This is a genomic window from Tenacibaculum sp. Ill, from assembly GCF_051938915.1.
GTDB classification, from domain to species: domain Bacteria; phylum Bacteroidota; class Bacteroidia; order Flavobacteriales; family Flavobacteriaceae; genus Polaribacter; species Polaribacter larymnensis.
The window spans coordinates 722,177-733,922 of the sequence record NZ_JBPSCW010000002.1; the positions used below are offsets into that span (position 1 = coordinate 722,177).

The following is an 11,746-nucleotide window of genomic DNA, read 5'->3' on the forward strand; positions in this document are numbered from 1 at the left end:
TATTTTTATTGAGAAATAGCTCCTAAACTAAATACACCGCTTTTACCGTTCTCTGATATTTCTTTCTGAGCTTCAAAGTCAGGCATTAAATTAATGCTTTTGTCGTTTAAATCCCAGTCATTAGGGCTTTTAAACCATCCTGCTACATTCATTTTAATTTCTATAGTAGCATTGCTTTTTAAGAGAATAGAACCAGTTTCAACTCCAAAAGAAGTATCTAGGATAGAGTCTTTTTCTTTGTCGTAAGCTCTTACAGCGTGAAAATTGTATGAATTTTCTACCCCTAAAGTGTCTTTGTACTTACCATCTAATTGCATGTAGTGATAACCACCAACTGAATCAGCATTCCAACTAACAGAGTTTAGGTCTGGATACTCACCATCTTTATTATCATCATTGTTGAACCCAAAGGTGAAAAGTAGTTTATAGCTTCCTTCTGATACTTTTTTAGAAAGAGCATAGGTTAAACTGTCTGGTTTACTTACATCTATTAATTTATAACTATCAAACTTGGTTGTGTCCCCTGCTCCATTAACAAGACTAATGCGTGATATTAAATAGCGTAGTCTGCTTATAGAAAGTTTACTTCCTGTTTTGTTAGTGAACTCGGTGTTCTCTAAATCAGATTTTTCAATTACAGTTCCATCCCAGTTTTGACTAAATTTTAGTTTTACTGAAACTTCTTTGATAGATTCATCATTATCTGAGCTACAAGAAAAAAGTAATGCACTAAGAAAGAAAGTTAAAAAATATTTCATTTATTTTAGTTTAATAATTAATAGGTCTGAAAAACCTTTGTTTGTTGTTATATCTTGATTATTGCTACTGCTTTCACCAACAGCAATAATATTTCCGTTTGTTAATTCAACAGCATCGTAACAAAAATCTATTTCTGTACCTCCTATTGTTTTTTGCCACAAAAGGTTTCCGTTTGTGTCAATTTTCATTATTAATGCGTCATTTTGACCTTTATTGATAAAGTTGTTGTCAGCACTTCTTGAACTTCCAGATATTAAAAAATCTCCGTTCAATGTTTTTTTAATTGATCGGCCAACATCAAAACTAGAACCTCCATAACTTCTTTGCCAAAGTAATTCACCTTGACTAGTTATTTTGATTACCCATAAATCGGCACCACCATTGTTTTGGGAAATATCTTTATCAGAACTACGTGTATCTCCAACAATAATAAAGTTCCCATCATTGGTTTTTGTTATTGCTCTAGCTTCATCAATTTCTGTACCACCAAAAGATTTTTCCCAAAGTAAATTTCCGTTTTTGTCAGTTTTAACAATCCAAAAGTCGTAAGAACCTTTGTTGTTTTTTATGTCTACATCATTGCTGTCAGAAGAGCCAATTAATAGATAGCCGTTAGTAGCTTCTGCTACATCGTAGCAAGTATCAGTGTTTGTTCCTCCAAAATATTTTCTCCATTCAATATCTCCACTAGGATTAAGCTTAATCCCCCAGTAGTCTCCACCAGCATGCTTTGCTGCTTGTTTTGAATTTCCTAAACCTCCAGATGCTGTTACGTCTAGAATACTCCCGATAAAATAGCCTCCATCAGAAGTTTGAATGATTGAAAAACCTTGATCAGCTCCAGAGAAACCAATAGTTTTTTGCCAAACTATTGTACCATTGCTATCTAGTTTTAAAATCCAAACATCATCAAACCCTTCGTTAGAATCTACGTCTCCGTCATCACTTTTTCCGTAGCCAACAATAGCAAAGCCATTATCATTTGTTTGAATAATTTTAAATGCTTTGTCGTCTTTTGAACCTCCGTAAGTCTTTTGCCATTGAAGGTTATCGCTTACATTGAATTTTAAAACCCAAAAATCATATTGAATTGTATTTTGGGTGGTTTCTATATCTCCATCAATGCTCTGAGTATATCCAGCGACAATATAACCGCCATCGGAAGTACTTATTACACTTCTGCCACTTTCGTTTACAGAACCTCCAAGAGTTTTAATTAAGCTAACTTCAGGGGCTTTTGATGAGGAATTAAAATGTATGCCATCATCTTTGCTACAACTACAAATAATGGTTAATACGAAAAGTAATACTGAAAGTTGCTTGAGCATTTATTGTTTTTTAAGAATAAATAAACCTCTGTTGATATCACTTACAACAATTTTACCACTTTTAAAGAAAGGATATACATTCCAAGCTCCATTAAAATTAGCATTGTCATTTTCTGGATGGGTATCAAAATAAGCTACTTCAGTGATGCTTTTACTTTCAATGTTTGAAATATCAATAAAACGAATACCCGAAGTGTAATTAGCTAAATAAAGAGTAGTTCCACTCACGTATAAATTATGGTCGATTGCTTTGGTAGGTCCGTTATAAGTAAAATGTTGTTTAGGGTTGTCTAAATCGGAAAAATCAAAAATAATTGTTCTTGTATTGTTGCCAAATTTTTGTTCATCTAACTCATCTCCTAAGATAAAATACCGTTGATTTTCAGTAAACCAACCTTGATGGGTGTACCCTACATTTGCATATGAAATTTTAGAAATAGTTACAGGGTTTGATTTATCGGTAATGTTAACAATTACAACTTCATTTTCATTACTTCCTATCAAAATTTCTTTACCAGTATAATCGGTATCAGGTCCATTATAAGTAATTACCTGAGCATCGTGACTGTAATTATCAGTTCCCCAACCGCCTTCACTTACAGGGTTTTTAGGGTCTTGGATATTGATGAATAAAGGACCTCCTTTATACGTTCCAGTTCTATCAGTACCCACAGGATATGCATAACCAGTATCTTCATTAATTACAATATTATGCGCTTTTCCAAAATCGGTAAAATGTGTATCTGCTGTAAATGTGTTGGGAGGATTGGTTACATTTCTTAATCTAGTTAAATCAAACACTTGCATACCATGTCCAGTATCTCCTTGGTTATTGTCGGCAACGATAAACGCATGATTATTATATACTTTTACATCTCTCCAATCACTGCTAATAGTAGGAGTAGGAAGTTTGCCTAAATATACTGGGTTTTCAGTGTCAGTTATGTCAACAAAAGCAGTTCCATTATCTAAACCTACAATAGCGTATTCTTTATTACTTGTTGGGTCTGTCCATCCCCAGCTATCATTTACTTCTGCTGCATTAAACGTGTTTACAGGGATATTTAATAGGAGGTCGTAACCATTACAAGGAAAACCATCTGCCATTCCATTTTCACAAGGTTTTTTATTAGTAGGGGTATTATCATCACATACATCACCAATGCCATCGCCATCTGCGTCTTCTTGGTTTGGATTAGCGGTTGCTGGACAGTTATCTTGAGTATCCACAATACCGTCGTTATCCTGATCCTTTACAGGATCTTCATTTGAAGAAGAACATGATGTTAAAAACAACATTCCAGCTAAAACAAATAGAATTTTAAAGTTTTTCATAAATCGGGGTTTAAAAACACTAAATTAAGTAATTAACTATTTATATAACATACAAAAACTGCAAAACCCTATTTTTATTTTGTATAGATTACCTTAAGCAAAATAGTTCTTTTTGTTAGTTAGTCGTTATCTTTGCAGCATGTTAGAAGATAAAAATCAAGAAAGAACTTCGTTAGCTGAGCTTGGAGAGTTTGGGTTAATAAACCATTTAACAAAGCATTTTAAAATGTATCATTCTTCAACAGTTAAAGGCGTGGGAGATGATGCAGCTGTAATTAGTGCGTCAGATAAAGAAACTGTAATAACTACAGATTTATTAGTTGAAGGTGTACATTTTGATTTGAGTTATATGCCTTTGAAGCATTTAGGATACAAAGCGGTAATGGTCAATTTATCAGATGTGTATGCTATGAATGCTGATGCAGAACAAATTACAGTGTCAATAGCAGTTTCTAATCGTTTTCCATTAGAAGCTATAGAAGAATTATATGCAGGAATACAATTAGCGTGTGATACATATAAAGTAGATTTAGTTGGAGGAGATACTACATCTTCAACAAAAGGAATTTTAATTTCTGTTACAGCTATTGGTAAAGCGAACAAAGAAGATATTGTATATAGAAATGGAGCTAAGGCTACTGATTTAATTGTTGTTTCGGGTGATTTAGGAGGAGCGTATTTAGGTTTACAAGTATTGGAGCGTGAAAAGCAAGTTTTCCAGGTAAACCCTCAAAATCAACCAGACTTAGATAAATATACCTATATAATAGAACGTCAGTTAAAGCCAGAGGCGCGTAAAGATATTCCTAAATTATTAGAGGAGTTAGAAGTAAAACCGACTTCTATGATTGATATTTCTGATGGATTATCTTCTGAAATTATGCATATCTGTACACAGAGTAAAACAGGATGTAAGATTTATGAAGACAAGTTGCCATTAGATCCTCAAGTAATTTCTACCTCTGAAGAGTTTAATATGGATAGTACGATGATAGCTTTAAGTGGTGGAGAAGATTATGAGTTATTATTTACGGTTTCTATAGATGATTATGATAAAATAAAGGGAAATCCTAACTTAACAGTTATTGGTCATATTACCGAAGAAAATGAAGGAATGAATTTGGTAACACGTGCTAATCAGGAAATTGAGTTAAAAGCACAAGGTTGGAATTCTTTTAGTAAAGAGTAGACAATAAACATAATAGAATAAGCACCCAAATTTGGGTGCTTTTTTAGTTTTAAAAAGACTCTTTTAAAATTATTGTAGAATAAAAAAGCTGGTATAAAAATTGTATATTAGTCAGATAGTAAAAAGAATATTAACAAAAATCAAAAAAGAGAATGGGAATTTTTTCATTTATTAAAAACGCCGGAGCAAAAGTTTTCGGTATCGGAAAAACAACTGAAGAAGAAGCAACAGAAAAAGCTGCAAAATTAGTAGACGCAGTAAATAAGCTAGGGCTTTCTGTTGAAAACTTAGCTGTTAATGTAGATGATGATAAAGCTACGGTAACAGGAGAAGCAGCGGATTTAGCTACTAAAGAAAAAGTAGTTTTAGTAGTAGGTAATACAGAAGGTATTGCTTCTGTAGAAGATAACATGACAGTTAAAGAGGTTGAGGTTATCGAAGAAGCTGCTATGGCTCAGTTTCATACAGTAGTAAGTGGAGATTCATTAAGTAAAATTGCAAAAGAGTTTTATGGAGATGCTATGAAGTACCCAGTAATTTTTGAAGCAAACAAACCAATGTTAACACATCCTGATAAAATTTATCCAGGACAAGTATTAAGAATACCACCTTTAGTGGACTAATCAAAAGTTAATCAACCAAAGGGAAAAGCACTGCATTTGTAGTGCTTTTTTAGTTTATAAAAATGAGATATTTTAAAATTAGTATAGGGTAAAAAAAGTAATAGAAAAGAAGAATATTATCATCATCTTTGCACTTGTTTTTAAAATAATTAAAAATGAACCAAAGAGCGTTAGCACTTACTGCAGCATCTATCGCAACACTTATTTACGGAGTTACATTTACAGTAGCCAAGGAAGTGATGGAAGGATATATTCAACCTTTTGGATTTATACTGCTTCGTGTTGGGGGAGCTGCTATAATTTTTTGGTTATTAGGGCTTTTTGTAAAAGCACCGTCTATTGAAAAAGAAGATTATAAAAGAGTGGCAATGGCTGCTTTTTTTGGAATTGCTTTTAACATGTTAACCTTTTTTAAAGGACTAAGTTATACTACACCAATCAATGCATCGGTAATGATGGTAACTACGCCTATTTTAGTGCTAATTTTTGCGAGTATTCTTTTAAAAGAGAAACTTATTTTAAGAAAAATTGTAGGTGTTGTTGTTGGTATGGTAGGAGCTATAATTTTAATAGCTTATGGAGATCCACTTAAAGGTGATGCAACTAACATGGTTTTAGGAAATTTTTTAGTATTTATTAATGCAGCATCGTATGGTATGTATTTAGTTGTTACCAAAAAACTAATAGCAAAGTATAATCCAATTGTTTTTGTAAAGTGGTTATATCTTTTCGGGTTAATAATGGTACTACCTTTTGGATTCTTTGAATTGTTAGAAGTACAATGGCAAACAATGCCAATATCAATTTTCTTAAAAGTAGGTTTTGTGGTATTATTTACAACTTGTATTACGTACTTGTTTAACTTATTTGCATTATCAAAACTTAAACCAACTACAGTAAGTGTTTTTATGTATTTGCAACCTGTAGTAGCGGCTATTTATGCATTAATAGTAGGAAGCGATCATTTAGATATGGTTAAAATAGGGGCAGCACTATTAATCTTTTTAGGAGTATTTTTAGTAACTAAACGCCCAACAGAAACTCCCAATAAATAAACGTATCTTTGCGGATTATTAAACCGAAGTTATGATACAGTCAATGACGGGTTACGGTAAATCCGTACTACATTTACCCTCTAAAAAAGTAACAATCGAAATTAAATCTTTAAACAGTAAAAATTTAGATTTAAATACAAGAATTCCTTCATATTACAGAGAAAAGGAGCTAAGTGTTCGAAAAAAACTAGCAAGCAATTTAGTACGAGGTAAAGTAGATTTTTCTATTTATGTAGAAATGACTGCAGATGAAACTTCAACTACTGTAAATACAGGTGTGGTACGAGAGTACATGCAACAATTAAGAAATGTAACTCAAGTAGGAACTTCTGATGATGTTGAGTTGATGAAAATGGCTGTTAGAATGCCAGACGCATTAAAAACTGAACGTGAAGAGTTAGATGAAGAAGAATGGAAGCAAATTGAAGCCCATATTGATGAAGCTTTAAAAGAAATTATCCAATATAGAACTGACGAAGCAAAATCGTTAGAAGAAGACTTTAAAACAAGAATATTAAATATTCAATCAGCTTTAGAAGAGGTTAAAAAGTTAGATGGAGATAGAATTGAGCATGTTAAGGAGCGTTTACAAAAAGCATTAACAGATTTAAAAGTTGAGGTTGATGAAAATCGTTTTGAACAAGAATTAATCTACTATTTAGAAAAGTTAGATATTAACGAAGAAAAAGTTCGTTTAGCTAATCACTTAGAATATTTCTTACAACAATTAGCTACTCAAGATTCTAATGGGAAAAAATTAGGGTTTATTGTACAGGAAATTGGAAGAGAAATCAACACAACAGGATCAAAAGCTAATTTTGCACCAATGCAAAAATTAGTCATCCAAATGAAAGACGAGTTAGAAAAAATAAAAGAGCAAATTTTAAACGTTTTATAAGAATGTCGAAAGAGTTTAAAGGGAAATTATTTGTGTTTTCAGCACCATCAGGTTCAGGTAAAACCACTATTGTACGCCATTTGTTGGCACAAGAACGTTTTAATTTAGAGTTTTCTATATCTGCTACATCTAGAGCACCAAGAGGAGAAGAAGTAGATGGAAAAGATTATTATTTTATATCAGCAAAAGAGTTCAAGCAAAAAATAAAAAACGATGAGTTTTTAGAGTGGGAAGAAGTGTATCGTGATAACTTTTATGGAACGTTAAAAACAGAAGTTGAACGAATTTGGTCACAAGGAAAACATGTAATTTTTGATATTGATGTAGTTGGAGGTTTACGTATTAAGAAGAAATTTCCTGAAGAAACCTTAGCCGTTTTTGTAAAACCACCTAGTGTTGATGAATTGAAAATTCGTTTAAAGAAAAGAAGTACTGAAAGCGAAGATAAAATTAACATGCGTATTGCTAAAGCATCAGTAGAGTTAGCAACAGCGCCACAATTTGATAAAATCATTAAAAACTACGATTTACCTGTAGCTTTACAAGAGGCAGAAGATTTAGTAGATGATTTTTTAGGGTTATAACAAAAGAACCTAAAGCTAAAAATCATAACAAACCCCATCATTTTATAATTAAAATGATGGGGTTTGTTATATTCAAAAAAGATTTTTTATTAAAAGAGAATATAAGAAAATTCTAATCCTATTGTTGGATAAAATCTGTCTAATTTAGAATTGAAATCTTTTGCATAGCCAACACCAGCATTTATATTAAAAAGCCAATTGCCTCCTAAACTTCTTTGAATTCCCCAGTGTAGCTCACTAAAAAGTATATTGTTTGCTACATCTTCTTTTTTAGAAGAAAAAGTTCCTTGTAGCGCAAAGTAATTACCAGAATTATGATCAATACTTTTTCCTTTCTTTATTCTGTTTTCTCTGTTGTAAATATATTTTAATTTACTCCTTAATCTTAGAACAGGAAAAGTGTTAAAGTCTATTCGAAAAGATTCTTCTAAAAAAGGAAGGCTTCTAATAAAGCTTCCCGCTCCAATACCTGCTCCTGCTTCAAAAGTAAATTTGTTATTTAAAGGAATTTCGTATGATGCGTCTAAACCTGTTAGATAATAATTGATTTTAAATTGATTGGTTAAACTTGCTTTTAATTTTTCTTGAGAAAAAGTCATGCTTATTACAAAGAAGCATAAAACGATACTAAAAATATTTTTTTTCATTATAACTATTGATTAATATTCAACTCTAAATTTAGAACCACCCCACTGTCTATTGTAGTATGCTCCCGATTCCATATCAACAGAAACACTTCCTACGATATCCCAAGTGAATTTCAAATCTAAAACAAAATCTGAATTACCATCTCCATCTGTAAAACTCAATAAAGCCTTATCTACTTTGAAATTTTTAGGTAGATTAAATGTTCTTCGCGCTATAGCTAGCTTTTTTACCTCTACAATTTCATTTTCAAAGAAATATGCTATGGGTTTATATTTGTCTTTATCTGGATCATAGTTTGTTATTATAACAGCTCCTTTTTGATTTTTCCTTAAATCAACTAAGGTGTTTTGTAGTGCTTTTCCAGCATAAAAGTAAAAATCTTTACTTTTAAGATTTAAAACGTTCTTTCCAGAAATATTTACAACAGCAACTTTATTAGCTCCTCCTTTAAACAAATTTTTAATATTAATACCTAAATCTATAAAACTTTTTCTTACATGTTTTTTTGGGGTAAATACAGGTGTATTAGCGTACATTACTAAATCATTGTAGCTTAGTTGTGTAGATGTTAGAGTTTTGTTGTCTAAATCATAAACACCAGATAAATAACTAATTGTTTCTTTTTTTTCTAAAAGTTTTTTTATGTACTCACTTATTTTAGTATAAACTTTTTTAGCTTCTTTTGAATTTATACTTATGTCTATGTTTCTTGTTTTCATCTTAAAGATAGATTTCTTATTCTTGATATAGACTTTATTAGCACTTCTATCTGAAAACCACCCAAACCAAGTTTTTTGTTTAAATTTAGCTTGCATATATACATCAGTAAAAAGCCAATAATCTTCCGCAGCAAAGACCGTTCTTAGTTTCTTTTTGCTGTTAAACTTATATTCACAAGCGTAAGATTTTCCAAAAATATTATCTATCCATCCGTCTTTGGTGTTTAAGCAAACACTAAAATGAGATGTATTTGTAGGAAGACCAATATTAGGGGTTGGAGTACTACCTCCACCTCCACCACCTTCGGGGTATTCTATTTCTCTTGGAGGTTCTATTCTCATATTAGGTAATTTACTTTTGTCTGGAATATATAGTTCTACCAAATCATTCTTGTAAGCTTTTCCTTTGTTGTTATTAGAGGTTATATTATCTAACAATTTTCTATTTTCCTTGTTAACACTAAATATTCCTTTTTCTGTATATTTATATATCTTATTAGCAACTTCTATTTCTCCTTTTTCATTTAATAAGTTGGCAAATAATTCGTTTTGAATAAGATTTTCTTCAGGATAATTGTTTTTACTACTTTTATTTAGGTATTTTTTTTGTTTTAAATAATAAAAAGATTCTGCTTCTTGCTCTGTTAAATACCCAGCAACTTTTAAAGGAGTAAAACCGTCTTTGTAAAACTTATTAAACCCCTCCTTAGGGTTTTCCATTTCTTTAAGAGTGTTATAGGTTTCTTTGTAATGAATTAATATCTTTAAATATTAAAAGACCATTATTGTATTCAACATTTAATGCTCTATTCGTTGTTTTTTCTTTAATGAGCGCATTGTTTTCATTATTACAAGAAAACATAATAATGGTTGCAAAAAGTGTTAATAGTGTTTTTTTTATAGAAAATTTATTTAAAAAATGATTGTGATAATTAGCTTAATTTTTAACCCTTTTTCTTTCTAGATAAGAAAGATCATAACTTTTTTGATGTTTAAAACAATTGAAAATTAATAAACCCTAATTTTTTTGAAATAAATTTTATTTGATGAGTAAAAAAGTAAAATGAATACAATATTTTTACAGTTAATTAAGTAATAGTAATATTTAATGGTTAAAAATATCGGATTGTACTTCGGAACTTTTAATCCAATTCACATAGGACATTTAATCATAGCCAACCATATGGTTGAAAATTCTGATTTAGATGAAATCTGGATGGTAGTGACGCCTCATAACCCTTTTAAAAAGAAAAGTTCTTTGTTAGATAATCATCATCGTTTAGAAATGGTGTATTTAGCAACTGAGGAATATGAGAAAATTCAACCATCCGATATTGAGTTTAAGCTACCACAACCAAACTATACAATAAATACATTAGTTCATATTTCAGAGAAATTTCCTAATTATAAGTTTAGCTTAATTATGGGAGAAGACAATCTGAAAAGTTTACATAAATGGAAGAACTATGAAGTTATTTTAGAAGATTATGATATTTATGTTTACCCCAGAGTTTCAAACGGCGTGGTAGAAAATCAATTTAAAGATCACAAAAAAATTCATAGAGTAGAAGCTCCCATTGTACAAATATCTTCAACCATGATTCGCAATGCTATAAATGAAGGGAAAAACTGCAAACCTTTGCTGTCTGATAAGGTGTGGAAGTATATAGATGAGATGAATTTTTATAAAAAATAGTTTCGCCGTTTTTTCGTTGTATATTTGAAATCCAAACAAGTATAAAACGTGGCAAAAAAAATAAAAAAGCGAAAGCTTAAACAAAAACTTACGGATAAATATCGCTTAGTAATTATAAATGAAGATACGTTTCAAGAACGATTTTCTTTAAAATTATCACGATTAAACGTTTTTGTATTTGGAGGAGTGTTTTCTATACTTCTTATTGTACTTACTACTTTGTTAATTGCATTCACAGGTATACGAGAATACATACCAGGATATTCTTCAACAGCTTTAAAAAAGAAAGCCACTCGATTAACATATGAGACAGATTCGCTAAAAACTAGGTTGTCAGTTCTTGAAGGTTATACTAAAGCTTTAAAACCTGTTTTAACAGGAGAAATAGAGCCAGAAAAAATAGATTCTATAACAAAAGAAATGAAAACGATAGCTTTTGATGAAAGTAAATTACAAGCATCAAAGGAGGATTCTTTGTTTAGAGAAAAAGTTGAGAGTAAAGACTTATTTCCTTTGTATAATGGAGGAGCAAATAGAGTTAAAAATGTATTCTTTTCCCCATTAACAGGAAGCATTTCGCAACCATTTGATGTTAATGATAAACATTATGCTATTGATATTGTAGCAAAAACGGGTACACCAGTAAAAGCAGTAGCAGATGGTACGGTTATTTTAGCAGAATGGACAGCAGAAACAGGATATGTAATAACCATACAACATTCTAACGAGTTTATTTCAGTTTATAAGCATAACGGAACCTTATTAAAACAACAAGGAGATGTTGTAAAATCGGGAGAAGCAATCGCAAGCGTAGGTTCTACAGGAGAACTAACCACAGGTCCTCATTTACATTTTGAGTTGTGGAATAACGGGTTTCCAGTAAATCCAACAAACTATATAGATTTTCAGTAA

12 protein-coding genes are annotated in these 11,746 nt (G+C 31.1%); 7 read left to right on the top strand and 5 right to left on the bottom strand.

The features are described 5' to 3' along the window. Positions 1 to 5 precede the first annotated feature (5 nt). The 3 genes from ACTPNM_RS03375 to ACTPNM_RS03385 are packed head-to-tail and all read right to left on the bottom strand — an operon-like array spanning position 6 to position 3,422. Entirely contained in the window at positions 6 to 758 is a 753-nt protein-coding gene (locus ACTPNM_RS03375; protein WP_440120624.1) for an MbnP family protein, read from the bottom strand. Continuing rightward, positions 759 to 2,087, bottom strand: coding sequence for a hypothetical protein (locus ACTPNM_RS03380; RefSeq protein WP_440120625.1), 1,329 nt, complete (start codon positions 2,085 to 2,087; stop codon positions 759 to 761). Beyond that, positions 2,088 to 3,422: a choice-of-anchor B family protein gene (locus ACTPNM_RS03385; RefSeq protein ID WP_440120626.1), complete on the bottom strand. Its 1,335-nt coding sequence runs from the start codon at positions 3,420 to 3,422 to the stop codon at positions 2,088 to 2,090. It abuts the gene before it with no gap. A 139-nt stretch (positions 3,423 to 3,561) separates the two neighbouring features. Here ACTPNM_RS03385 and thiL point away from each other — a divergent pair, with 139 nt between their 5' ends. The 5 genes from thiL (at position 3,562) to gmk (ending at position 7,771) form a co-directional block, all read left to right on the top strand. Next, the gene (gene thiL, locus ACTPNM_RS03390; RefSeq protein ID WP_440120627.1) at positions 3,562 to 4,611 is read left to right on the top strand and encodes a thiamine-phosphate kinase; all 1,050 of its coding nucleotides are present in this window, start codon (positions 3,562 to 3,564) and stop codon (positions 4,609 to 4,611) included. 152 nt (positions 4,612 to 4,763) lie between these two features. Continuing rightward, positions 4,764 to 5,234, top strand: a complete 471-nt coding sequence (lysM, locus tag ACTPNM_RS03395; RefSeq protein ID WP_440120628.1) for a peptidoglycan-binding protein LysM — start codon at positions 4,764 to 4,766, stop codon at positions 5,232 to 5,234. 155 nt (positions 5,235 to 5,389) lie between these two features. Next, positions 5,390 to 6,289: a DMT family transporter gene (locus ACTPNM_RS03400; protein ID WP_440120629.1), complete on the top strand. Its 900-nt coding sequence runs from the start codon at positions 5,390 to 5,392 to the stop codon at positions 6,287 to 6,289. A 31-nt stretch (positions 6,290 to 6,320) separates the two neighbouring features. After that, entirely contained in the window at positions 6,321 to 7,187 is an 867-nt protein-coding gene (locus ACTPNM_RS03405) for a YicC/YloC family endoribonuclease (RefSeq protein ID WP_237270770.1), read from the top strand. A gap of 2 nt (positions 7,188 to 7,189) precedes the next feature. Next, positions 7,190 to 7,771 (top strand): guanylate kinase, encoded by a 582-nt coding sequence (gene gmk, locus ACTPNM_RS03410; RefSeq protein WP_440120630.1) that lies wholly within the window; start codon positions 7,190 to 7,192, stop codon positions 7,769 to 7,771. A gap of 89 nt (positions 7,772 to 7,860) precedes the next feature. Here gmk and ACTPNM_RS03415 read toward each other — a convergent pair whose 3' ends face one another. Both ACTPNM_RS03415 and ACTPNM_RS03420 read right to left on the bottom strand, forming a co-directional pair. After that, entirely contained in the window at positions 7,861 to 8,418 is a 558-nt protein-coding gene (locus ACTPNM_RS03415; protein WP_440120631.1) for a hypothetical protein, read from the bottom strand. Positions 8,419 to 8,430: 12 nt separating this feature from the next. Next, positions 8,431 to 9,858, bottom strand: coding sequence for a hypothetical protein (locus ACTPNM_RS03420; RefSeq protein WP_440120632.1), 1,428 nt, complete (start codon positions 9,856 to 9,858; stop codon positions 8,431 to 8,433). 388 nt (positions 9,859 to 10,246) lie between these two features. Between ACTPNM_RS03420 and nadD the strand changes: the two genes are divergently transcribed. Continuing rightward, the gene (gene nadD / locus ACTPNM_RS03425) at positions 10,247 to 10,834 is read left to right on the top strand and encodes a nicotinate (nicotinamide) nucleotide adenylyltransferase (protein ID WP_440120633.1); all 588 of its coding nucleotides are present in this window, start codon (positions 10,247 to 10,249) and stop codon (positions 10,832 to 10,834) included. Between the two features lie 48 nt (positions 10,835 to 10,882). Then, positions 10,883 to 11,746 (top strand): M23 family metallopeptidase, encoded by an 864-nt coding sequence (locus tag ACTPNM_RS03430; protein ID WP_440120634.1) that lies wholly within the window; start codon positions 10,883 to 10,885, stop codon positions 11,744 to 11,746.